The sequence below is a fragment of the Aminobacter sp. Y103A genome, from assembly GCF_030294925.1.
GTDB classification, from domain to species: Bacteria; Pseudomonadota; Alphaproteobacteria; order Rhizobiales; family Rhizobiaceae; genus Aminobacter; species Aminobacter ciceronei.
This window is the reverse complement of the sequence record NZ_AP017986.1, coordinates 784452-808202: the sequence shown is the minus strand read 5'-3', so window position 1 is coordinate 808202 and position 23751 is coordinate 784452. Positions and strand designations below refer to the sequence as shown.

Annotated in this window: 22 protein-coding genes and 1 other RNA gene; 11 read left to right on the top strand and 12 right to left on the bottom strand. The window is 64.5% G+C overall.

Annotation, left to right across the window (positions count from 1 at the left end; all coding sequences use genetic code 11):
• The first annotated feature begins 119 nt into the window (after positions 1–119).
• Entirely contained in the window at positions 120–1121 is a 1002-nt protein-coding gene (locus tag Amn_RS03890) for an LLM class flavin-dependent oxidoreductase (protein WP_067965669.1), read from the top strand.
• A 148-nt stretch (positions 1122–1269) separates the two neighbouring features.
• On the opposite strand, the gene Amn_RS03885 is transcribed toward Amn_RS03890, so the two are convergent.
• From Amn_RS03885 to Amn_RS03875, 3 genes are all read right to left on the bottom strand, one after another.
• Positions 1270–2535, bottom strand: coding sequence for a lytic murein transglycosylase (locus Amn_RS03885; protein WP_154385919.1), 1266 nt, complete (start codon positions 2533–2535; stop codon positions 1270–1272).
• Between the two features lie 184 nt (positions 2536–2719).
• Positions 2720–3325 carry a recombination mediator RecR gene (gene recR / locus Amn_RS03880; RefSeq protein ID WP_067965671.1) on the bottom strand — a complete coding sequence of 202 codons (606 nt, stop codon included), beginning with the start codon at positions 3323–3325 and terminating at the stop codon, positions 2720–2722.
• A 102-nt stretch (positions 3326–3427) separates the two neighbouring features.
• Positions 3428–4117 (bottom strand): cell wall hydrolase, encoded by a 690-nt coding sequence (locus Amn_RS03875; protein ID WP_286294604.1) that lies wholly within the window; start codon positions 4115–4117, stop codon positions 3428–3430.
• Between the two features lie 213 nt (positions 4118–4330).
• Here Amn_RS03875 and Amn_RS03870 point away from each other — a divergent pair, with 213 nt between their 5' ends.
• Positions 4331–5371, top strand: a complete 1041-nt coding sequence (locus tag Amn_RS03870; RefSeq protein ID WP_154385921.1) for a zinc-dependent alcohol dehydrogenase family protein — start codon at positions 4331–4333, stop codon at positions 5369–5371.
• An 82-nt stretch (positions 5372–5453) separates the two neighbouring features.
• On the opposite strand, the gene Amn_RS03865 is transcribed toward Amn_RS03870, so the two are convergent.
• The 4 genes from Amn_RS03865 to Amn_RS03850 form a co-directional block, all read right to left on the bottom strand.
• A complete protein-coding gene (locus Amn_RS03865; RefSeq protein WP_067965675.1) occupies positions 5454–5777 on the bottom strand; it encodes a YbaB/EbfC family nucleoid-associated protein in 324 nt (107 codons plus the stop codon).
• A gap of 33 nt (positions 5778–5810) precedes the next feature.
• Complete coding sequence (locus Amn_RS03860) at positions 5811–7655, bottom strand: DNA polymerase III subunit gamma/tau (protein WP_154385922.1); 1845 nt, start codon at positions 7653–7655, stop codon at positions 5811–5813.
• 117 nt (positions 7656–7772) lie between these two features.
• Positions 7773–7869, bottom strand: an RNA gene (gene ffs / locus Amn_RS03855) — signal recognition particle sRNA small type.
• A gap of 65 nt (positions 7870–7934) precedes the next feature.
• Positions 7935–8375: an anthrone oxygenase family protein gene (locus Amn_RS03850; RefSeq protein ID WP_067965685.1), complete on the bottom strand. Its 441-nt coding sequence runs from the start codon at positions 8373–8375 to the stop codon at positions 7935–7937.
• Between the two features lie 149 nt (positions 8376–8524).
• Here Amn_RS03850 and Amn_RS03845 point away from each other — a divergent pair, with 149 nt between their 5' ends.
• Entirely contained in the window at positions 8525–8944 is a 420-nt protein-coding gene (locus tag Amn_RS03845; protein ID WP_067965687.1) for an HIT domain-containing protein, read from the top strand.
• 29 nt (positions 8945–8973) lie between these two features.
• Positions 8974–9915 carry an NAD(+) diphosphatase gene (gene nudC / locus Amn_RS03840; RefSeq protein ID WP_286294601.1) on the top strand — a complete coding sequence of 314 codons (942 nt, stop codon included), beginning with the start codon at positions 8974–8976 and terminating at the stop codon, positions 9913–9915.
• On the opposite strand, the gene Amn_RS03835 is transcribed toward nudC, so the two are convergent.
• The 3 genes from Amn_RS03835 to Amn_RS03825 all read right to left on the bottom strand — a co-directional run bounded on the left by Amn_RS03835 (position 9912) and on the right by Amn_RS03825 (position 12508).
• Positions 9912–10697: a class I SAM-dependent methyltransferase gene (locus Amn_RS03835; protein ID WP_286294600.1), complete on the bottom strand. Its 786-nt coding sequence runs from the start codon at positions 10695–10697 to the stop codon at positions 9912–9914. The genes nudC and Amn_RS03835 overlap by 4 nt on opposite strands.
• Positions 10698–10899: 202 nt before the next feature.
• The gene (locus Amn_RS03830) at positions 10900–11763 is read right to left on the bottom strand and encodes a prephenate dehydratase (protein WP_067965694.1); all 864 of its coding nucleotides are present in this window, start codon (positions 11761–11763) and stop codon (positions 10900–10902) included.
• Between the two features lie 16 nt (positions 11764–11779).
• The gene (locus Amn_RS03825) at positions 11780–12508 is read right to left on the bottom strand and encodes a 3-deoxy-manno-octulosonate cytidylyltransferase (protein ID WP_286294599.1); all 729 of its coding nucleotides are present in this window, start codon (positions 12506–12508) and stop codon (positions 11780–11782) included.
• Positions 12509–12705: 197 nt separating this feature from the next.
• On the opposite strand from Amn_RS03825, the gene Amn_RS03820 reads away from it, so the two are divergent.
• The 7 genes from Amn_RS03820 (at position 12706) to Amn_RS03790 (ending at position 22143) form a co-directional block, all read left to right on the top strand.
• Positions 12706–13356 carry a c-type cytochrome gene (locus tag Amn_RS03820; protein WP_286294598.1) on the top strand — a complete coding sequence of 217 codons (651 nt, stop codon included), beginning with the start codon at positions 12706–12708 and terminating at the stop codon, positions 13354–13356.
• A gap of 153 nt (positions 13357–13509) precedes the next feature.
• The gene (locus Amn_RS03815) at positions 13510–15384 is read left to right on the top strand and encodes an extracellular solute-binding protein (protein ID WP_083948710.1); all 1875 of its coding nucleotides are present in this window, start codon (positions 13510–13512) and stop codon (positions 15382–15384) included.
• On the top strand, positions 15381–17252 hold the full coding sequence (locus Amn_RS03810; RefSeq protein WP_286294597.1) for an extracellular solute-binding protein: 1872 nt from the start codon (positions 15381–15383) through the stop codon (positions 17250–17252). Before Amn_RS03815 ends, Amn_RS03810 begins: the two co-directional genes overlap by 4 nt.
• A gap of 45 nt (positions 17253–17297) precedes the next feature.
• The gene (locus tag Amn_RS03805; protein ID WP_154385926.1) at positions 17298–18404 is read left to right on the top strand and encodes a microcin C ABC transporter permease YejB; all 1107 of its coding nucleotides are present in this window, start codon (positions 17298–17300) and stop codon (positions 18402–18404) included.
• Positions 18404–19546, top strand: a complete 1143-nt coding sequence (locus tag Amn_RS03800; RefSeq protein WP_067965707.1) for an ABC transporter permease — start codon at positions 18404–18406, stop codon at positions 19544–19546. Before Amn_RS03805 ends, Amn_RS03800 begins: the two co-directional genes overlap by 1 nt.
• The gene (locus tag Amn_RS03795) at positions 19543–21174 is read left to right on the top strand and encodes an ABC transporter ATP-binding protein (protein WP_067965709.1); all 1632 of its coding nucleotides are present in this window, start codon (positions 19543–19545) and stop codon (positions 21172–21174) included. Before Amn_RS03800 ends, Amn_RS03795 begins: the two co-directional genes overlap by 4 nt.
• Before the next feature lie 18 nt (positions 21175–21192).
• On the top strand, positions 21193–22143 hold the full coding sequence (locus Amn_RS03790) for a 2-hydroxyacid dehydrogenase (protein WP_067965711.1): 951 nt from the start codon (positions 21193–21195) through the stop codon (positions 22141–22143).
• A gap of 288 nt (positions 22144–22431) precedes the next feature.
• Here the strand turns inward: Amn_RS03790 and Amn_RS03785 are convergent, their stop codons facing one another.
• Entirely contained in the window at positions 22432–23292 is an 861-nt protein-coding gene (locus Amn_RS03785) for a C40 family peptidase (RefSeq protein ID WP_067965713.1), read from the bottom strand.
• Positions 23289–23639: a MarR family winged helix-turn-helix transcriptional regulator gene (locus Amn_RS03780; RefSeq protein WP_067967155.1), complete on the bottom strand. Its 351-nt coding sequence runs from the start codon at positions 23637–23639 to the stop codon at positions 23289–23291. Before Amn_RS03780 ends, Amn_RS03785 begins: the two co-directional genes overlap by 4 nt.
• Positions 23640–23751 lie beyond the last annotated feature (112 nt).

Below are 23751 nucleotides of genomic sequence, written 5' to 3'. Positions count from 1 at the left end.
CCGAAGAGCACTCCAGAGCGCTTCAACCACTGGACCAAAACATACCTTCGGCGGGAAGGTTTGTTTGCGCAGGTGACGTTCCCTATATCCGGCGGGTCCTCACCCGCCGGAGCTGCCTCATGACCACCTTGTCCGTCCTCGACCTTTCGCCGGTCACCGAAGGCAGCACTGCCGCCCAATCGCTGAAGAACACGCTCGACCTCGCCCGCCACGCCGAGAAGCTCGGCTTCCACCGCTACTGGCTGGCCGAACACCACAACATGGCCGGCATCGCCAGTGCTGCGACCTCGGTCGTCATCGCCCATGTCGCGGCCGGCACCAGCACCATTCGCGTCGGCGCCGGCGGCATCATGCTGCCCAACCACGCGCCGCTGGTCATCGCTGAACAGTTCGGCACGCTTGCCGCCCTGCACCCCGGCCGCATCGACCTCGGCATCGGCCGGGCGCCCGGCACCGACATGCTGACCGCGCGCGCCCTGCGCCGCAATCTCGAGGCCGGCGTCGACAATTTCCCGCAGGATGTCGTCGAGCTGATGAGCTATTTCGATCCGGCAACGCCCGAACAGCGCATCCGCGCCGTGCCCGGCGAGGGCGAGCAGGTCGAAGTCTGGGTGCTGGGATCAAGTCTCTATGGCGCGCAGCTCGCCGCCATGCTTGGCCTGCCCTACGCCTTCGCTTCGCACTTCGCCCCTTCGGAGCTCGACCATGCGATCGAGATCTACCGCTCGCGCTTCCAGCCGTCGGAGCGATTGGCCAAACCCTATGTCATGGCCGGCATCAACATCGTCGCCGCCGACACCGACGCCGAGGCGAAGCTTCTGTTCAGTTCGGTACAGCAGGCCTTCGTCAACCTGCGCAGCGGCCGCCCCGGCCGCCTGCCCGCGCCGCTCGAGGGCTATGAGCGCGAGCTCGACCCCGTCGCGCGCCAGATGTTGTCCCAGACGCTTGCCTGCGCCGTCGTCGGCTCACGCGACACGGTCCGGCGCGGCGTCGAGGCATTCATCGCGCGTACCGGTGCCGACGAACTGATGGTCACCGCCCAGGTGTTCGACCATCAATCACGCAAGCGTTCGTATGAGATTCTTGCGGAAGTCGGTGCCAGATTGGCGAAGGCGGCGTAGCCGTTCCTTCGCCCCGTTTACGAGGAGAGGGAAGCCAAGCGAGCTTGCGAGCACAGCAGAGTGAGGGGCAGGGCTGAACTCGGAAGTTGGCACCGTCCCCTCATGCGGCCCTTCGGGCCACCTTCTCCCGTAAACGGTGCGAAGGAAATTACCGCATCGCCTCGAGGAGGCCCTTGTCGGGAAAACATGTCGCCGCACGGCCATTCTTCGCCTGCCAGTCGCCGATCGACCGGCGCGTCTTGAAGCCCGGCAGACCGTCGGCGCCGCCGACGTCGTAGCCGAGCTTTTCCAGGCCGCGCTGCATCGTGGCGACGTCAGAGCGGTAGAGCCCGTCGACCTTGCCCCAGTTGCCCACGAAACGTCGGTCGCCGGACGCGATCCGGTCGGCGCCGTGGCCGATGAACAGCGCGTAGACGTCGCTCTCGTTGTATTCCTTGAGCACATAAAAATTGGGCGTGACAATGAAGGCCGGGCCGTTGCGCCCCGCCGGCATCATCAGGAAACCCTCGGCCCGTGCCTCATTCTGAGGGAACGGCTTGCCGCCAACGCGGGTGATACCCATCGCGGCCCAGTCCGAGATCTTCTTGCCTTGGTCGGGGCCTTCCAGAGCACAGGTGACGCTCTCCGGCAGCGACACCTCGAAACCCCAGTCGCGGCCCTTTGCCCAGCCATAATGGACGAGATAGTTGGCGATGGAGGCCAGCGTGTCAGGCGTCGAGTTCCAGATGTCGGCGCGGCCGTCGCCGTCGAAATCCACGGCATGCTTCAGGAACGAGGTCGGCAGGAACTGCGGCTGGCCGAGTGCACCAGCCCAGGACGAGCGCATTGCCTTGCGACTGACCAGCCCGCGTTCGACCATCTCCAAACCGGCCAGCAACTCCTTGCGGAACATCTCCTTGCGGGTCGCCAGGAAGGCCTTGGTGCCGAGAACCTCGAAGGCATCGTACGGCATCTTGGCGGCACCGAAGCCCGACTCGCGCCCCCAGATCGCCAGCACCACGCCGCCTGGCACGCCGAAACGCTTTTCGATCGCAGCGAGTGTCTTCGCATTTGCGCCCGCCCGCGCGCGCCCGCCTGAGGTGACGGCACCGAGCGTCTTTTCGGAGAAGTAGTTGCCGGGCGAGCCGAACTCGGCCTGGTGCTGTTTCTTCGGTGTCTTCGGCTTTTCGCCGGGGAGCACGAGATCGGGCAGTTTGAGATTGGGCGACACGCCCTGGAACGCAGCGTCGAACGTCGCTTTGGAGATTCCCTTGGCCTTGGCTTCGGGCCAGAGGTCCTTGGCGAGCCAGGCCTGGAACTGGTCGTCGATCCTGGCGGCGGAAGCGGGGGCGGCGAAGGCGATTAGCGCGGCGGCAAGGGTAGCCAAGACGGAAACGGCGCGCCTCTTCGCACCCCCATCTGGCCTGCCGGCCATCTCCCCCGCAAGGGGGGAGATCGGCAGCTTCGGGCTCGCCGCTCTTTCTGCGATGTTGGTGAATGGCGGAGACGGTGGCGACAGCTGTTCTCCCACCTTGCGCGGGAGGCCGGCAGGCCAGAGGGTGCGAAGAGGCGAATACAATGCCGAAAGTCTCATCCAGCCTCCCTGCAAGCCAATTACGTCAAAACACAGTCCGCGACTTCAATGCGGCCGACAGCGTGCCCTCGTCGAGATAATCGAGCTCGCCGCCGACCGGCACACCATGCGCCAGCCTCGTCACCTTGACGTCGAAACCGGAGAGCTGGTCGGTCAGATAATGCGCGGTCGTCTGGCCCTCGACGGTGGCGTTGACGGCCAGGATCACCTCGCTGACCCCGCCCTCGGCGATGCGGGTGACCAGTTGCCTGATGGTCAGTTGGTCGGGGCCGACGCCGTCGAGCGGCGACAGCGTGCCGCCGAGCACATGGAATTTCGCATTCATCGCGCCGGCCCGCTCCAGCGCCCAGAGGTCGGACACGTCCTCGACGACGATGATGGTGGTGGGGTCGCGGCGTGGATCGGTGCAGATCATGCACGGATCGGAGGTGTCGACATTGCCGCAGGTCGAGCACACCCTGACCTTGTCGACCGCCTCGCCCATGGCGGCGGCCAACGGCGCCAGCAGTTGTTCTTTCTTCTTGATCAGGTGAAGGGCGGCGCGGCGGGCCGAACGCGGGCCGAGCCCCGGCACCTTGGCCAGAAGCTGGATCAGGCGTTCGATCTCGGGACCGGCGATTCGCTTGGACATGGAAGCGATATAAAACGACTAGGCAATGGTGAGTAGTGAATAGTGGGCCGAGGAGCGGCCGCCGCCTCTTTCCTCCACTCGCTACTGACTATTCGCTATCCCTCATTCCATCGGCCGTTCCTGGCTCGCAATGAGCGCGCCGATCGCGTCGGCGTTTTCCGGTGTCGCCTGAAACGACATCGCGCTGGCCAACGCCGCGTCGGAGCCGGCAGAAGCGACCGTGGTCGGCTGCTGCTCGACGACGCCCGGCAGCGTCGGCTGTGCGGCGGAAGCGACCATCGTGTCCGACTCGGCCACGGGCAGCTTGCGCCGGCTACGCTTCTCGTAAAACGCATTGCCGCCGGCAACTGTGGTGTAGTGCATGTTCTTGTAGGGGAACTTCAGCCCGGCGGTATGGAAGAACATCACCTCTGGCTTCACCTTGGGGTGGCGCTCGCCCTTGAGCACGGATTCTGCTGCCGCCTGCACGTCGGGCAGTGCCTGCGAATTCATCGGCCGCGACAGCACGCCGGGCGCGAACTGGCCCTTCTGGCCGACGACGCCGCAGACAGTGTCACCATATTCGCCCGACTTGAGCCGGTTCATGACGACACTGCCGACGGCAACGAGGCCATCGCGGCTCGAGCGGTTGGATTCGAAGAACATCGCGCGCGCCAGGCATTCCTTGTCCTTCGCCGAATAGGCGTAGGAACCCGAACGGACCGAGCTCGTGGTGATCCCGTCAGCGAGCTTGCTGGTGGTGCACCCGGAAACGATGAACGGCGAGGCGACGACGCCGACCAAAATCGGCATCTTCCAATTTTTGGCGATCAAAAGCGCCCCTCTCGTAAGCCCGCCACGTCCCCAGATTGCAGCAAGAATGCGCCCGTTTCGGGCAAAATGATGGCCGAGCGGCAGACAGCGCCTCCTGGCCGGGCTCGCCTCTGCGACGGCCGGTCGTTATGGTCAGGTCAATGACAGGCAAAGGCACGCATCGTGGCGGCCGAAAATCAGTTGGAGGCGACCATGAAAGCCGTGCTGTTCGAACAATTTGGGCAACCGCCGAAGGTCCAGACTGTCGCCGAACCAGCGCCTGCACCCGGCGGCGTGGTGATCAAGGTCGAGGCCACCGGGCTCTGCCGCAGCGACTGGCATGGCTGGATGGGGCACGACGCCGACATCACCCTTCCGCATGTGCCGGGCCACGAACTCGCCGGCGTCGTCGTCGCCGCCGGCCGGCAGGTCACGCGCTGGAAGGCCGGCGACCGCGTCACCGTGCCCTTCGTCGGCGGCTGCGGACGCTGCTTTGAATGCACCTCGGGCAATCACCAGGTCTGCGAACACCAGTTCCAGCCGGGCTTCACCGCCTGGGGTTCGTTCGCCGAATATGTCGCTGTCGATTTCGCCGACACCAACCTGGTGCGGCTGCCCGACAGCATGGATTTCGTCACCGCAGCCAGCCTCGGCTGCCGCTTCATCACCTCGTTCCGCGCCGTCGTCGACCAGGGCCGTGTCAAGCCAGGCGAATGGGTGGCAGTGCACGGCTGCGGCGGTGTCGGCCTGTCGGCGATCATGATCGCGGCAGCGTCGGGCGCCAATGCAATCGCCATCGACCTCTCGGATGAGAAGCTCGACTTTGCCAGGAAAATGGGTGCGGTGGCGACGATCAATGCCTCACGCGAGACCGATGTCGTCGGCGCGGTGCGCGAGCTCACGGCGGGCGGTGCGCATCTGTCGCTCGACGCGCTCGGCCATCCCGCCACCTGCTACAACTCGATCGCCAACCTTCGCCGGCGTGGCCGCCACGTCCAGGTCGGGCTGATGCTCGGCGACCATGCTGATCCCAGGATCCCGATGGGCAAGGTGATCGCCCATGAACTCGAAATCCTCGGCAGCCACGGCATGCAGGCGTTCCGCTACGAGGCGATGATGCAGATGATCGAGGCAGGCAAGCTTGCCCCGCAATTGCTGGTCGGCAAGCACATCAGCCTCGACGACGCCCCGGCGGCGCTGATGGCCATGGACCGGTTCGAAGGACTGGGGATCAGCGTCGTGACCAGATTCTAGGAGAACAGTGAACAGATAGATCAGGAACGGCGCCTGAACCTCAAGCGCCGCACCGCCATTGGCTACTCGCTATTGCCTATTCTCAGAACGGCAGCTTCATGCCGGGCGGGATCGGCAGGCCGGCGGTCAGCGCCTTGGTCTTTTCCTGCATCGTCGCCTCGACCTTGGCCTTGGCATCGTTATGCGCGGCGACGATCAGGTCCTCGAGGATCTCGCCCTCGCCTTCCCTAAGCAGCGACGGATCGATCTTCAGCGCCTTCATTTCCGACTTGCCGGACAGGGTTACCGTCACGAGGCCGCCGCCGGACTGGCCGGTGGCTTCGAGCAGGGCAACTTCTTCCTGCATGGCCTGCAGCTTGGCCTGCATTTCCTTCGCCTTGCCCATCAGGCCGAGGAGATCCTTCATCGTCTTTGTCCTTTCGTCTCAGAACGGGTCGTCTCAGAACGGGTCGTCGTCGTCATTGTCGAGACCGATGCCCGGATCGGGCTGCAACTCGGTGTCGGTATCGATATCGGGCGCATCCGGTGTTGTCGGCAGCCGCACGTCGATGATCTTGGCGCCGGGAAAGCGCGCCAGGATCGCCGCCACCGTCGGGTCCGCCTTGGCGTCTGTCAGCGCGACTTCGCGCTTGGTCGCCTCGATCTCGGCAAGCGTCGGCCCGCCTTCTTCCTTGGACAGCGACACCATCCAGTGACGTCCGGTCCAGGCCTTCAGCTTCACCGTCAGATCGTTGAGGAAGGTACGCGGGGCGTCCGAAGTCAGGCTGCATTCGATATGGCCGGGCTCGATGCGCACCGGGCGCACGGCACGGCGGATCAGCACCTTGAAGGCCATTTCGCGATTGGCTTCGGCAAGGTTCGCGAGTTCGGCGATGGTGCGCACAGGCACGGCATCGACAACCGGTTCCGGCGCCGGCGTCGGCGCCGGCGTCGGCGTCGGCGCGACAAAGGCCGTAGGCGCTGGCGCGCTTTCAACCAGGCGCATCGCCTGGCCGCCGCCATTGCTGACCGGCATGCGCGCCTGCGACACGGCCGAAGCGCCTCCGCCATTGCCGCCGCCAGCGGGCATGCCGCCATTGCGCGGTGCGCCGGAAGGCTGCGGCGGCGCGTCGCCGAGGGATTTCAATGCCTCGTCGAGAGTGGGCAGATCGGCGGCATGCGCCAGCCGGATCAACACCATCTCGGCGGCACTGACCGGACGATTGGACGACTGCACCTCGGGAATGCCCTTGAGCAGCATCTGCCAGGCACGCGACAGCACACGCACCGACAAGGCCTGGGCGAATTCCACGCCGCGCTTGCGCTCGTCCTCGGACAGCGAGGCGTCGTCGGCCGCCGACGGCACGAAGCGCAGGCGGGTGACCAGATGGGTGAATTCGGCAAGATCGTTGAGCACAGCCACCGGGTCGGCGCCGGTATCGTACTGGGCGCGCAGCTCGCCAAGGGCAGCGGCGATGTCGCCCTTCATGATGTTTTCGAACAGGTCGACCACCCGCGCCCGGTCGGCAAGGCCGAGCATGGCGCGTACAGCTTCCGTGGTCACCGTACCGCCGCCATGGGCAATGGCCTGGTCGAGGATGGACAAAGAATCGCGCGCCGAGCCCTCTGCCGCGCGCGCGACCATGGCAAGCGCGTCGTCCTCGACCGAAATGCCTTCCTGCCGGGCAATGTTGCGGAGATGCCCGACAAGCTTGCCGGCGTCGATACGGCGCAGGTCGAAGCGCTGGCAGCGCGACAGCACCGTGATCGGAACCTTGCGGATTTCAGTGGTGGCGAAGATGAACTTGACGTGGGGCGGCGGCTCTTCCAGCGTCTTCAGCAGGCCGTTGAAAGCCTGCGTCGAGAGCATGTGCACCTCGTCGATGATGTAGACCTTGTAGCGCGCCGACACGGGCGCATAGCGGACACGGTCGATGATATCCCTGATGTCGTCGATGCCGGTGTGGGACGCGGCGTCCATCTCGATGACGTCGACGTGGCGTCCTTCCATGATCGACTGGCAGTGCTCGCCGAGCACCGACAGGTCGACCGAGGGGCGGTCAATGTCAGCGGTCTTGTAGTTGAGCGCGCGCGCCAAGATGCGGGCGGTGGTGGTCTTGCCGACACCGCGGACGCCGGTCAGCATCCAGGCTTGGGCGATACGACCCGAGGAAAAGGCGTTGGTGAGCGTCTGGACCATCGGCTCCTGGCCGACGAGTGCGGTGAAATCCGCCGGACGGTACTTGCGTGCGAGAACGCGATAGGCGCCGTCCTTGGTCTTATCGGTCTGTCCGGCTTCGCTCATCCGCCCCGTTCGCCCGTTGGTATTGGCGCCCCTGCCACGGCCACGAGGGCCGATTCCGCGAAACGAGTTTCGCCCGCACGGCGCAACGCCGTCAATGACGCGGAGAAGGGCGAAGAGGCGGGAGGCTGGAACAATGACCCGTTCCGGGCTCGTTAGGGCTGCTTCCTTCCGGACCTGACCCGGTTGGCGAGTGGATCGTCCACCACCAACCTCCCAACCTCCATATCGGCAATTGCCACACCAATTGCAAGAGCCTTGGGCGACATGTTGATGCGGCGATCAGGCACCGCCGGAATTCAGCGCCCAGAGATAGGAAAGCGTTGCCGCGATGCCGAGGCCGGTGCGCAGCGCATGCAGCGTGCCCCAATGCACGATCAGCCTGCGGGATGCGACACCGCCCTCTTCGTTCGGTATAGCCTCGATGCGCTTGTTGGTCGGCATGATACCAAGCAGCGTATAGGGCCAATTGGCAAGCATCAGCGCGGCGCCCACCACCCAGCGCCAATCCGCGGTCAGCCAGGCGGTGAGAAGGCCGAGCATGCCGGAGGCGAATGCCAGGCTCGCCTGCATGGTGAAGCCGGCGGCATAGCTCGGCTTCCACTGGGCAAGCAGATTTTTGTCGTCGAGGCCAAGCCGTGCGGGCTGTTCGGCGAAATTGATGTAGAATGCCGCACCGGCAAAGGCGGCCGCGAGAACCAGAGCAAGCTGACCGGCAAACATTGCGCATCTCCGCTGACGTTCGACGCATAGCATATCGGTGCAACGCGCGGTGCGTCAGTGCGCCAACGTTTCAGGGCCAACCTTTTCAATGATTCGCTTGCAGCCGTGACAGCCACACTCTAGCCTTCGATCAAACAAGGGAAACGCCAATGATTTCGGGGCTCAAGGCCGGGTTTACGCTGGATTCGCGTCTCGACGCCGACAGCGAACCGCTGATGTGGCTCGGCCTTTGCGAATTGCGCGTCATGAACGACCAGCGCTGGCCTTGGCTGGTGCTGGTGCCGCAGCGCCCCGGCGTCGAGGAAATCCATGACCTGACCCCGCTCGACCAGGCGATGCTGACCTTCGAGAGCAACATGGTGGCGCATGCGCTGAAGCGTGCAACCGGCTGCGCCAAGATCAACAGCGGCGCGCTCGGCAACATCGTGCGGCAACTGCATTTTCACGTCGTCGCGCGCACCGAGGGCGATCCCGGCTGGCCCGGCCCGGTCTGGGGCCATGGCGTGCGCCAGCCCTATCGCCGCGACGATCTCCACCGGTTTGCCGAGAGCATCAAGTCGGCTCTATAACGCTGCCCTGACGCACACCAGAGTTCCAGATGCCTTTCAGCCTGTTCGACGCCCCCCAGCGTGAAGCCAGCCATTTCCTCGGCTTCTCCGGCAACATCATCGACCGCCAGTCGGAAAAGCGCAGCGACGATTCGGCTGTGAAGGCCCTCGCCGAACCCGGCGCGAGACTGATTCTGGTCGCGCAAGGGCGGTTGCTGCTCGATTTCAGCGGCGGGTCGGCCACCCCCTATTTCTCGCGCGCGGCAGCCGAGGCGCTGGGGGCTGGGACCGGCGAGGCGATCCTGCTCGGCCGCGCTGACGAAATCGCCATGCTGGCCCTGCCCGTCGCTGCGGAGCAGGAGGGCCTACCGGAGCACATCAAATCCATCGACTTCCGATCGATTCTGGCGCAACGCCTGACCGACGAAGCCGGTCTCGGCGCCCTGGCGCAGGGCGCGGCACTGCTTGCCTGGCATGCCAGCCACCGCTTCTGTGGCCGCTGTGGTGCTGCAACCGAAATGCGCGCCGGCGGCTACAAGCGCCACTGCACGGGATGCGGTACCGAGCATTTCCCGCGCACCGACCCCGTCGCCATCATGCTGACGGTGTCGGGCGACAAGTGCCTGATGGGGCGCGGCCGGCATTTCGCGCCGGGTGTCTATTCGGCGCTCGCCGGCTTCATCGAGCCGGGCGAAACCATCGAGGCGGCGGTGCGGCGCGAAACGCTCGAGGAAGCCGGCATCCGGCTCGGTCGCGTCGTCTACCATTCGAGCCAGCCCTGGCCGTTCCCCTACTCGCTGATGATCGGCTGCTATGGCGAGGCGCTGAACGAGGACATTTCAAGGGACACCGACGAACTTGAGGACTGCCGCTGGTTCCCCCGGGCGGAGGTCCTGCAGATGCTCGCCGGCACCCATCCCGGCGAGCTCAGGGTGCCGCCGGGACATGCCATCGCGCACCAGCTCATCCGCACCTGGGCGGAGAGCGACTAGGGCGCAGGCCTCGCCTTCACCCAGCGAAACTGATTGGCAAGCGCGACCTGACCATCTGCGCATACATAGGGCGCAATGGCATCGACCAGCGCGTCCCGAACTCTGTCGGCCCCCGAATGGCGTTCGGCGCGCGTGACAATCCCGGCCGAAGCGAAGGCTCGCAAAGCTATGTCCTTACCGGGGAAGACGATGGTGGCGTCAAGTTGCCCGTCATCGATCGGCTCAAGCCCGGCCCTGCTCATGAACGCCTCGATCACCCCCGGGTTCGAAAGCGGTGGCACAGCAGATGCGGGCGAAGGCGGCAGCAACGGCCCGAGAGCGCTCATCGCTGCCAGCTGCAACTGGCTCTTGTCGCGCTGGCCCCAAACCAGCATGAAAACAATGCCGCGGCCGTGGCAAACCCGAGCCGCCTCGCTTAGGGCGCGGACCATGTCGCCTGCGAACTGGAAAGCGTTGATGCCAGTCACGATGTCGAAGGCGCCGTCGACGAAGGGCAATTCCTCCATCTCGCCGACTTCGATGCTGGCGTCAGGCAAGCGCTGTCGTGCGATGGCCGCCAGCGCTTCCGACGCGTCGAGGCCTGCGACGGCCGCGCCACGCTCTCGCGCAAGACTTAGCAATCCACCGGCGCCGCAGCCGACATCGAGCAGCCTCTTACCTCGCCCGACGCCGACCAGCGTCGTGACATTTTCGAACACCGGCCGCCATGCGGGTTCCTGGACTTCGGCCCAGTCGCGCGCCTTGGCGCCCCACAATTCTCCCTGGATGGCGGCCGTGCCCATGGGCTTGTCCTAGCCAGCCGATGCTGCGCCAGGTGTAGCGAACGCACAATTCAATCTGTGGTGAGACGAGACGATAGTGGCCTGGCGGAGGTCCTGCGGTTGCGCGCCGGCACCCATCCCGGCGAGCTCCGGGGTGCCGCCGGGAAATGCCATCGCCTACCAGCTCATCCACGCCTGGGCGAACGAGGGCTGACTGAAATGCTCAGTCGGCGACCTGCCACGCCTCGCGGGAATCGCTCGCCGGGTAGACGCCGAGGATGCGCACCTCGCGTGAGAAGAAGCGCAGCTCCTCCAGCGCGTGGGTGACACCCGGGTCCTCCGGATGGCCCTCGATGTCGGCGTAGAACAGCGTCGCAGTGAAGGCGCCGAGCTGGTAGCTCTCCAGCTTGGTCATGTTGACGCCGTTGGTGGCGAAGCCGCCCATCGCCTTGTACAGCGCCGCCGGTACGTTGCGGACGCGGAACATGAAGGTCGTCATCATCTTGGCATCCTGGCTCGGACGCTCGACCCACTGCTTGTTCTTGGTCAGGACGACGAAGCGCGTGACGTTGCTGTCGGTGTCCTCGACATTCTCTTCCAGTATGTCCAGGCCATAGAGCGAGGCGGCGAGACGTGGCGCGAGCGCCGCCATCGTCCGGTCCTTGACCTCGGACACCAGCTTGGCGGCACCCGCGGTGTCACCGGCGATCACCGGCTTCCAGCTGTTCTTGCGGATGTATTTGCGGCACTGGCCGAGCGCGTGGATGTGGCTGTGCACGGTCTTGATCTCGGAACGCTGAACGCCCGGCAGGACCATCAGCTGGAAATGGATCGGCAGGAAATACTCGCCGACGATGTGCAGCTTCGATTCAGGCAACAGGTGATGGATGTCGGCGACACGGCCGGCGATCGTGTTCTCGATCGGGATCATGGCGAGATCGGCCTTGCCGGTCTCCACCGCGTTGAAGGCATCTTCGAAGGTCGCGCAGGGCAGCGGCTCCATGTCGGGGAACATGTTGCGGCAGGCGGTGTCGGAATTGGCGCCCGGCTCGCCCTGGAAGGAAATCTTGTTGGTCGTCGTCGGCATGGTCGGCCTGTCTGTTCTAGTTCGAGAGAAGTTCGCGCGCGCGTTCGAGATGCTCCGGCGTGTCGACGCCCAGCGGCACCGTGTCGACGATTTCGACGTCGATGCGCATGCCGGCTTCCAGCGCGCGCAGCTGCTCGAGACGCTCGCGCTTTTCCAGCGGCGACGGGCCGAGCCCGACGAAGCGTTCGAGCGCTGCGCGGCGGTAAACATAGAGCCCGACATGATGATAGAGCGGGCCGTCGCCCCAGGGCGCCGTCGCACGGGTGAAGTAGAGTGCCCTCATCCGCCCGGCCGACAGTGGCGAACCGATGATCTTGGGAACGTTGGGATCGACCTTTTCCTCGTGGCGGGTGATTTCGACACCGAGCGTCGAGATGTCGACCGACTCGTCCTCCAGCGGCCGAAGTGCTGCCTGGATGATCGCGGGATCGATCGTCGGCAGGTCACCCTGGACATTGACGACGGTGTCGACCGTACCCTTCGGATCGAGCGTCGTCAGTGCCTCGAAGATGCGGTCCGAACCCGACTCATGGTCGGCGCGTGTCATGACCGCCTCGAAGCCGTGCGTCCGCACCGTTTCCGCGACCACGTCGCTGTCGGTCGCCACGACCACGCGGCCGAGCCCGCATTCGGACGCGCGGGCCGCTACGTGGACGATCATCGGCCGGCCGGCGATGTCGGCCAATGGCTTGCCCGGCAAGCGTGTCGAGGCCATGCGGGCGGGGATCAGGACAAGGGTGGACATGGCTTGGCGACTGTTTCTAATGGTGTTGGAAAGTGTCAAAAGGTCTCACTGGAAGGGCCCTTATAGGTGTTGCAACCGGCAAGCAAAAGACCTAGTTTCCGCGCGATTTGACCCGGCCAGCCGGGCGACAGACGATACCGACGAACGGCAGCGATCGCAGAGGATGGTGATCGGCCGGATAAGGGAGCCAGGGGCGTATGGACTCATTTGAAATGAACAAGGTGCTTGGCGGTCTGCTGGGTACTGCCTTTGTGGTGTTCTCCATCTCGCTGGTGTCGGACGCGATCTTCGCAGCCCCGGTTCCAGAGAAGCCCGGCTTTGCCATCGAAGCCGCTGAAGAAGGCGGCGCAGGTGCCGGCGGCGGCGAGGCTGTTCCGGCTGCCGTACCGATCGCCCAGCTCCTGGCCAGCGCCAACGCCGAGGCGGGTGCTGCCGTGTTCAAGAAGTGCACTGCCTGCCACTCGATCGAGAAGGGCGGCCCGAACAAGGTCGGTCCGGACCTGTGGGGCGTGGTCAACCGTCCGATCGCCTCGCATGAGGGCTTCGGCTATTCGGGCCCGATGAAGGAATTCTCGGAAGGCGGCAAGGTCGTCTGGGACTTCGAGCACCTCAACCACTTCCTGACGTCGCCCAAGGGCTACATCAAGGGCACCGCGATGGGCTTCGCCGGCATCAAGAAGGATGACGAGCGCGCAAACCTGATCGCCTACCTGAATTCGCAGTCGGACAGCCCGGCACCGCTGCCCGCGGCTGACGCTGCTCCGGCCGCCACGCCTGCCGCAGCTCCGGCTGAAGGCGCAGCCCCTGCGGCTCCTGCAGAGGGCGCCGCTCCGGCCACCGCTCACTAAGCGATTTGTAATCTTCGCATCTTGAAAAAGCCGGGTTTAGCCCGGCTTTTTTGTTGCGTGGCGCAAACATAAGGCGACATTTGTCGAACGGCCGGTTTCCATGCGCCGGGAATGAATTAGAGTGTCGCGAAGCACCGGGCGAAGGGGATTTTGATGAAGGCTTGCCTGACCAGGTTTCTTGCGATTGCAGGTCTCGCCGTTGCGGCCCTGTCGACGGCACCTGCCAACGCCCAGGAATGGCAGACCTCGTCAACCCTGAACGGCGTTTCCAAATACGGTCAGGATTTCAAGCAGTACGATTTCGTCAATCCGAACGCGCCCAAGGGCGGCACGCTCAACTCGACGACGCCGGGCACCTTCGACAGCTTCAATCCCTACATCATCAAGGGCTTGCCGGCAGCCGGTTTCGTCGGCTTTGGCGGCGGACTGATCTATGAAACGCTGATGGAGCAGTCGATAGACGAGCCCAGCACCAGCCACCCGATGATCGCCGATGCCTACAAGTTTCCGGCCGACTACTCCTACGCGACCTATCGGCTCGACCCGCGCGCCAAATGGCATGACGGCCAGCCGATCACGACCGATGATGTCATCTGGTCTTTCAATGTCCTGAAGGCCAACAGCCCGCAATATGGCCAGTACTACGTCAACGTGACCGAGGCGGTGGCGACGGGCGAACGCGAGGTGACCTTCCGCTTCAACCAGAAAGGCAACCGGGAACTGCCCAAGATCATGGGCGACCTGGTGGTCTTGCCCAAGCACTGGTGGGAAGGAACCGACGCTGCGGGCAAGAAGCGCGACATCACCCGGCCGACGCTCGAGATTCCGTTGGGCTCGGGCGCCTACAAGGTCGAGAGCTTCAAACCGGGCACCGAGATCGTCTGGACACGCGTGCCCGACTATTGGGGCGCAAATGTCGGGGTCAATGTCGGGCGCAACAACTTCGACAAGCGCCGCTACGCTTACTTCCTCGACGACAACGCCGAATGGGAAGCCTTCAAGAAGGGCGGCCTGGAGGACATCAAGCCGGAGAACAGCTCGCGGCGCTGGTCGACGCAGTATAATTTCCCCGCCCTCCAGGCAGGTGACGTCATCAAGAAGGAATTCAAGACGACCTCGGGCGAGCCATTCCAAGGCTATGCGCTCAATTTACGCCGCCCGCAGTTCCAGGATCGCCGCGTCAGGCAGGCGCTGACGCTGGCTTACAATTTCGAATACATGAACCGGACCCTGTTCTTCGGGCTCAACACCCGTACGAACAGCTATTTCCAGGGCCAAGACCTGGCCTCGAGCGGCTTGCCCGCCGGCAAGGAACTGGAGCTGTTGACGCAGTACAAGGACAAGCTGCCGCCGGAGCTGTTCACCGAGGAGTTCAAGCTGCCGGTCTACGACACGCCGCAGGCCGAGCGGCAGTATCTCCGCCAGGCGATCGGCCTGTTCGCCGAGGCCGGCTGGCGCGCCAAGGGCGGCAAGCTGATGAACGACAAGGGCGAGCAGTTCAAGATCGAATTCCTCGGCAAGGACGCCACCGACGAGGTCATAGCGAGCCCCTTCATCGATAGCCTGCGCCGGCTCGGCATCGATGCGACGCTGCGCATGGTCGACACCAGCCAGTTCGTCAACCGGATCGACAATTACGATTTCGACGTGACGACGACGATCCTCAACCAGTCGTCGTCGCCGGGCAATGAGCAGCGCGATTTCTGGGGATCGAAGGCCGCAGCCAAGCCCGGTTCGCGCAATGTCATGGGCATCAACGACCCTATCGTCGATGCGCTGGTCGAGCGCGTCATCTTCGCCACCGACCGCGATGACCTCTTGGCCGCCACCCATGCGCTCGATCGCGTGCTGTTGTGGAACTATTACGCCGTGCCGCAATACCACCGCTCGGTGCTGTGGCTGGCCTACTGGAACAAGTTCGGCATTCCCGACAAGCAGCCGGGCTTCATCGGCGCTGATATCAATTCATGGTGGATCGACAAGGACAAGGAAGCGGCGCTGGCCGCCAAATACAAGGGCGTCAATTGAGCGCGCGCCTCCCCCGCAGGGACTTCCTCGCGCTCGGCGCAGCTGCAGCGGCCGCCCCCTTCATCCCGGGGCGCGCCTTCGCGGCGAGCCCGACCGGCACCGGACTGCACGGGCTGTCGGCCTTCGGCGACCTGAAATACGGCCCCGACTTCACCCATTTCGACTTCGTCAATCTCGACGCGCCCAAGGACGGCACATTCAATTTTTTGCCGAACTACTGGTACTTCAACCAGAGCCCGCTGACCTTCAACACGCTCAACACCTTCGTCGCCAGGGGCGACGCGCCGCCGCGCATGGAGCTTTGCTACGATTCGCTGATGGTGCGGGCGATCGACGAGCCCGATGCAATCTACGGTCTGCTCGCCAGTTCGGTGACGATTTCCGACGACCGCAACAGCTTCGACTTCGCGCTGCGGCCCGAGGCGCGCTTCAACGACGGCACGCCGTTCACCGCCGACGACGCGGTATTTGCCTTCGACCTGTTCAAGAAGGACGGGCATCCCAACCTGCTTCTGCCGCTCAGCCATCTCAAGGAGGCGAAGGCGCTCGACCCGCATACGCTGCGGCTGACCTTCGACGGCAAGCAGTCGGACCGCACCATCCTTGATGTCGCGACCTACGCCATTCCGGCCAAAGCTTTCTTCGAGACCCACCCGTTCGACGCGTCGGAGCTCAAGGCGCCACTCGGTTCAGGCCCCTACAAGGTCGGCCGCGTGTCGCCCGGTCAGTCCATCGAATACGAGCGCGTCGCCGACTATTGGGGCCGCGACCTGCCGGTCAGCCGCGGCCTCTACAATTTCGACCGCATCCGCGTCGAATTCTACCAGGACCGGCAGGCAGCGTTTGAAGCCTTCAAGAAAGGCGACATCCATTTCCGCCAGGAAGCCACGGCGCGCATCTGGGCCACCGGCTACGATTTCCCCGCCTTCACGGCCGGCAAGGTGATCAAGCGCGAGTTTCCCAGCGAAAAGCGACCAACGATGCAGGCGATGGCGCTGAACCAGCGCCGCGCGCGTTTCCGCGATCCCCGCGTGCGCCAGGCAATTGCCCTGTGCTTCGATTTCGAATGGACGAAGCGCAACCTGTTCTATGGTTCCTACGAACGCTCGCAGTCGACATTCGAGAAATCGGCCTACAAGGCCGAGGGCCTGCCCTCCCCAGCCGAACTGGCGCTGCTCGAACCGTTCCGCGGCCGCATCCCCGACGAGACCTTCGGCGAAGCCGTGCTGCAGCCGCCTTCGGACGGTTCGGGCCGCGACCGCAAGCTGCTCGGCCAGGCGTCGAAGCTGCTTTCCGACGCCGGCTGGGTCCGCAAGGATGGCAGGCTGCGCAACGACAAGGGCGAGGCGCTGACGCTCGAAATCCTCGTCGACGACGACGCTTTCGTGCGTGTGTACTCGCCCTGGGCCGAAAACATGAAGGCGATCGGCATCGAAGCTACGCTGCGCCTGGTCGATTCGACCCAGTATCAGGCCCGGCAGACAAGCTTCGACTACGATGCCATTTCGGCGGCGGCCGGGTTTTCGGCGACGCCCAGCCGCGACGAGATCGACGGGCTGTTCCACTCGCGCTCGGCCAAGTTGCAGGGCTCGACCAATCTGCCCGGCACTGCCGATCCTGCCGTCGACGCGCTGATCGACGCCGTGGGTGCGGCCAAGGATCGCGAAACGCTGACGGTTGCCATGCGCGCGCTCGACCGGCTCTTGCGCGCCCGGCAAGACTGGATTCCAAATTGGTTTTCGGCGAATCACCGCGCCGCCTTCTGGGACATGTTCGGCTACAAGGAGCCGAAGCCGGACTTCGGCTTTCCCGTCGAGGCGATGTGGTGGTTCGACAAGGACAAGGCTGCACGTATTGGCAAGACCTGAGATTTCTAGGACTGAACCCACGCTCCGTTCGAGGGGCTTCGCCTGATGGGCGCCTATATCCTCCGCCGCATCCTTCTGATGATCCCGACCCTGTTCGGCATCATGGCGATCTCGTTTGCCGTCATCCAGTTCGCGCCGGGCGGGCCGGTCGAGCAGGTCATCGCCAAGCTGACCGGCCAGGGCGGCGACGCCGCCGACCGTCTGTCGGGCAGCAGCGGCGACCTCGGCGGTAACAACAACTTCGATCCAGCGGGTGGCGAAGGTTCGTCCAAGTACCGCGGCGCGCAAGGCCTCGATCCGGAGTTCATCGCCAAGCTTGAAAAGCAGTTCGGCTTCGACAAGCCGCCGCTCGAACGCTTCTTCATGATGCTGTGGAACTACATCCGCTTCGACTTCGGCGAGAGCTACTTCCGCGACGTCTCGGTGCTCGACCTGATCCTCGAGAAGATGCCGGTGTCGATCTCGCTCGGCATCTGGATCACGCTCCTGTCTTACATGATCTCGATCCCGCTCGGCATCCGCAAGGCGGTCAAGGATGGTTCGAGCTTCGACATCTGGACCAGCGGTATCATCATCATCGGCTACGCCATCCCGGCCTTCCTGTTCGCCATCCTTTTGATGGTGGTGTTTGCCGGCGGTTCGTTCTTCGACTGGTTCCCGCTGCGCGGCCTGACCTCGGAGAATTTCGACCAGCTCTCACTCGGCGGCAAAGTGCTCGATTATCTCTGGCATCTGGCGCTGCCGCTGACGGCGCTCGTGCTGTCAGCCTTCGCCACCACCACTTTGCTCACCAAGAACTCGTTTCTGGACGAGATCCGCAAGCAGTATGTCGTCACCGCACGCGCCAAGGGCCTGTCCGAACACCGGGTGCTCTACGGCCATGTCTTCCGCAATGCCATGCTGATCGTCATCGCCGGCTTCCCGGGTGCCTTCATCTCCGCCTTCTTCACCGGCTCGCTCTTGATCGAGAACATCTTCTCGCTCGACGGGCTCGGCCTGCTCGGCTTCCGTTCCGTGCTCGACCGCGACTACCCCGTGGTGTTCGCCAATCTCTACATCTTCTCGCTGATGGGGCTGTTCGTCGCCCTGATCTCCGACCTGCTCTACACCTGGATCGACCCGCGCATCGATTTCGAACGGAGGGACGTCTGATGTCGGCGGTCGACACCGTATCCGTGCCGGTCAAGCGGCCCTGGCTCTCGCCGATCAACAAGCGGCGCTGGCTGAGCTTCAAGGCCAACCGCCGCGGTTACTGGTCACTGTGGATCTTCCTCGTGCTGTTCGTGCTGTCGCTGTTCTCCGAACTGATCGCCAACGACCGGCCGCTTCTGATCCGCTTCAAGGGCGAGTTCTACTCGCCTGTTATCAGCGACTATGGCGAGGAGACCTTCCTCGGCGACGAGGGCTTCCTGCCTGTTACCGACTACCGCATCTCGTTGGTGCAGGAGGCGATCGCGGCCAATGGCTGGGCGATCTGGCCGCCGGTCCGCTATTCCTACCGCACCACCAACAACGAAATCCCCGAGGCGGCACCCGCCAAGCCGTCCTGGATGTATGCCAAGGACGTGCGGTGCCAACGCTATCCGCTTGGCGTCGACGATCCCAACTGCACTGTCGGCAACTGGAACTGGCTCGGCACCGACGACCAGGCCCGCGACGTGCTCGCCCGCGTCATCTACGGCTTCCGCATCTCGGTGCTGTTTGGCCTGATCCTGACCGCCGGCTCGGCGCTGATCGGCGTGACCGCAGGCGCCATGCAGGGCTATTTCGGCGGCTGGACTGACCTTCTGTTCCAGCGCTTCATCGAAATCTGGTCGGCGATCCCGGTGCTCTATCTGCTGCTGATCGTCGCGGCGATCCTGCCGCCGGGCTTCTTCATCCTGCTTGGGCTGATGCTGCTGTTTTCCTGGGTGGCGCTGGTCGGCGTGGTGCGGGCAGAGTTCCTGCGCGCCCGCAATTTCGAATACGTCAACGCCGCGCGAGCGCTCGGCGTGCCCAACCGCACCATCATCTTCCGCCACCTGCTGCCCAACGCCATGGTGGCGACGCTGACATTCCTGCCCTTCATCCTCAACAGCTCGATCTCGACGCTGACGTCGCTCGACTTCCTCGGCTTCGGCCTGCCGCCCGGCTCGGCCTCGCTCGGCGAACTGCTCAAGCAAGGCCAGCGCAATCTCAACGCGCCGTGGCTCGGTTTGTCCGGCTTCGTCGTCATCTCGGTGATGCTGTCGCTGCTGATCTTCATCGGCGAGGCGACCCGCGACGCCTTCGATCCAAGGAAGACGTTCAAGTGAGCGCCGCCCCTCTCCTCTCCGTCCAGGACCTCTCGGTCGCCTTCAGCCAGGGCGGCACAACGACAAAGGCCGTCGACCACATCTCCTTCGACATCGCCAAGGGCGAGACGGTGGCGCTGGTCGGCGAATCGGGTTCCGGCAAGTCGGTGTCGGCCCTGTCGGTGCTCAAGCTCCTGCCCTATCCGCCGGCAAGCCACCCGTCGGGCAAGATGATGTTTGGCGGCCAGGACCTGCTCTCCCTGAACGAGAACGCATTGCGCAAGGTGCGCGGCAACAAGATCACCATGATCTTCCAGGAGCCGATGACCTCGCTCAACCCGCTGCACACGATCGAGCAGCAGATCGTCGAGGTGCTGTCGCTGCACCAGGGCATGGGCGAGCGGCAGGCCAAGGCGCGCACGCTCGAACTGCTCGAGGAGGTCGGCATCCGCGACCCCAAGAAGCGCCTCGACGCCTATCCGCACCAGCTCTCCGGCGGCCAGCGTCAGCGCGTGATGATCGCCATGGCGCTAGCCAACGAACCGGAACTGCTGATCGCCGACGAGCCGACGACGGCGCTCGACGTCACGGTCCAGGCCCAGATTCTCGAGCTGCTCGCCAAACTGAAGGCCCGCAAGGGCATGTCGATGCTGTTCATCACCCATGACCTCGGCATCGTCCGGCGCATCGCCGACCGGGTCTGCGTCATGACCAAGGGCCAGATCGTCGAAAGCGGGCCGACGAAGGAGATTTTCGACAATCCGCAGCACAGCTACACGCGCCACCTGCTGGCTGCCGAGCCGAAGGGCAAGCCGCCGGTTGTCGACGTGTCGGCCAAGACGGTGATGCAGGGCTCGGACGTCAAGGTTTGGTTCCCGATCAAGCAAGGCTTTTTCCGCAAGACCGTCGACCACGTGAAGGCCGTCGACGGCATCGACGTTGCGGTGCGCGCCGGCCAGACCGTCGGCGTCGTCGGCGAATCCGGATCCGGCAAGACGACACTGGGGCTTGCCTTGACCCGCATGATCTCGTCGCAGGGCCGGATCGATTTCGAAGGCCGCGAGATCGACAAGTTCAGCTTCGGCGCCATGCGCCCGCTGCGCCGCGAGATGCAGATCGTGTTCCAGGACCCGTTCGGCTCGCTCAGCCCGCGCATGTCGGTGGCCGACATCATCGAGGAAGGGCTCAAGATCCACGAGCCCCGGCTGAAGGCAGCCGAGCGCGACCAGAAGGTCGTCGATGTGCTGCGCGAAGTCGGCCTCGATCCCGAAACGCGCTTCCGCTATCCGCATGAGTTTTCCGGCGGCCAGCGCCAGCGCATCGCCATTGCGCGCGCCATGGTGCTCAAGCCGCGCTTCGTCATGCTCGACGAGCCGACCTCGGCGCTCGACATGAGCGTGCAGGCACAGGTCGTCGACCTGCTGCGCAACCTGCAGGCCAGGCACGACCTTGCCTATCTGTTCATCAGCCACGACCTCAAGGTGGTGCGGGCGCTGGCCAACGAGGTTATCGTCATGCGCAATGGCAAGGTGGTTGAGGCGGGACCCTCCGAACAGATTTTCGAGCGCCCGCAAACCGACTACACTCGGGCGCTGATCTCGGCGGCATTCCGGATCGAGACGGCGCCGACAGGTGTGGTCAGCGAATAGCAGGCGCAAGGGAAGAGCATGTCGACCAAGGCCAAGGGCAAGATCCTTCTTTCGATCACCGGGTTCAACCCGCAGCGCTGGTATGAGCTGCTGTCGGCGGAGCGCGAGGTAGTGCTCGAACCCGATGGCGCTGCCGACCCTTCGATCGACTATGCGGTTGTGTGGAAGCAGAAGCCGGGCACGCTCGCCAAGCTGCCGAACCTCAAGGCGATCTTTTCGATCGGCGCCGGCGTCGACCACGTCTTTGCCGACCCCGGCCTGCCCGATGTGCCGATCGTGCGCGTGGTTGCCGACAATCTCAGCCAGCACATGAGCGAGTATGTGCTGTGGCGGGTGCTCGACCATCATCGCCAGGGCCAGCTCTACCGCGCCCAGCAGACCAAGAAAGCCTGGCACGAGCCGCCGCAGCGGCCAGCCGAGGACATCTCCGTCGGCATCATGGGCATGGGCAATCTCGGTCGCGCCGCAGCCGACGTGCTCAAGGCAGTCGGCTTCCGCATCAATGGCTGGAGTCGTCGGCCGCAGGAACTAGCCGGCATCAACACTTTTGCCGGCGATGCCGGGCTGGTGCCGTTCCTCAACGCGACCGACATCCTCGTCGTGCTGTTGCCGCTGACCGACACGACCAAGGGCATCATCAATTATGGCTTGCTCAAGGAACTGCGCCGGCGCAACGGCCTCGGCGGAGCCGTGCTGATCAATGCGGGGCGCGGCAAGCTGCAGCGCGACGCCGACATCCTGCGCGCGCTCGACGACGGCACGCTGAAGGAAGCCAGCCTCGACGTGTTCGAGGTCGAGCCCTTGCCCAAGACCAGCCCGCTGTGGAACCACCCCAAGGTGTTCGTCACCCCGCACGCGGCGGCGACCTCCGACCCCGCGCATCTGGTGGCGCCGATGCTTAGCCAGATGGAAGCCTTTGAACGCGGGGCTGCGCTGGAGAACGTGGTCGACCGCAACGCCGGCTATTGAGGGCGCCGTCACTTCTCCCCTTGTGGGCAAGCTAGTCGCGCCCGTCGTCCCAGGCGAGCGCAGTGAGACCCGGGAGCCGTTGATCGGCGCGGCCGGGGGTCTGGGTTCGCGGATGCATTCATGACGGTCGCTGGGACGAAGACCCGGCCGTGCTTGACGATGGTCCGGTTGCGCTCCGGTTTCCGGGATGACTGCGGCCCCGAAGCCCCATCAATTGCCAAAGCAAGAAAACGCAGGGCGCGGAGCGCTTCTCCACGATCACAAAGACCGCCCGAAGCTGATTGCCCCTCACGGTCGCCGGAAGCTGGTCGGACCGCCATAGAGGTAGCCGATGCGGTCGATGGCCTGGCGCAGGCCTTCACGGGCAACGGTCATGGTGTGGCCGTTGGCGTGGATCATGTTTTCGCCATCGGTCATGATTGCGACATGGCCCTTCCAGAAGACCAGGTCGCCGCGCCGCAGCTGGGAAAATTCGGCACCTGCATCGACCGGGGTGCCAAGCGACGCCTCCTGCATGTCGGAATCGCGCAGCACCTTGCGGCCTGTCATGCGCATCGACAACTGAACGAGGCCCGAGCAATCGATGCCGAAGGCGCTGAAACCTCCCCAAAGATAAGGCGTGTCGATCAGCCTTTCGGCAACAGCGACGAAATCGTCTGATTTGGCGCCGAGCGGCGCCAGGTGCTGCAGCACCACGGCCTCGCCCGACGGCAGCAGCCCGTAGCGCGTGCCGCGCGTTTCGGCGAAGCCGGTAACGGTGACCTGCGAGCCGATGGAGAGCTGGCCATTGCGCGGAGACTTCATGTCTGGACCTGGATAGACGAAGCTGCGCAAGGCGGTGACAACATGGGTCGGTTCCGCGCCGCGTGGTGCAAGATCGCCTGACGAGACATAACCGACATAACCGTCGCGCTCAGCCTGGAGCCAGGCAAAGCCTTCGGTTTCCTCGAAGACAACGACCTCGTCGCCAAAAAGCAGCTGGGTGTTGAGACCGGAATCGGGGCGCGGTGCCTTGCGGACGTCGGCGACCGATGCGGAAATGCGCGCCGGACGGCCGGCGACGAAGCGCTCGGCGGTGACCTCGCCTTGCAGGCGGGCGTCGGCGAGATCGGGTCGGAAGGCGTGAAGGCGGCTGTCGCGGGCGGTCAAATCGGAAGCTCCATGGCTTTGGCAATGATAGCATCGCCCAATCGCTCGACATAGAGCGCGCCTTCAACAGTGCGCCGGATGAGCACGTTGCGCTTGTCGCTCTCGTCGCGGTGGCGCGACACCAGCTTGAGCGCGCCCATGGTGTCGAGGGCGCGGGTGATAACGGGCTTGCTGACGCCAAGGCGAGCCGCCAACCCGCGCACCGTGTGCGGCGGCGGGTCGAGATAAATGGTGAGCAGGATCGCCATCTGGCGCAAAGTCAGGTCGGGTGCGTCGTCGCGCACCTCGGACAGGGAAAACTGCTGCAGCAGTCTCAGTGACTGGCTCGGACGCAACGCGATCGGCATGACGCCAGCATCCATTAGATTTGTTTCGGTTCCGTTTCATTTAATGAAGAATTTGCGGCGCGGGCAAGGCGGATATCTCGCACCGCCCTTCATCCGCCTGCCAGCGCCTTCT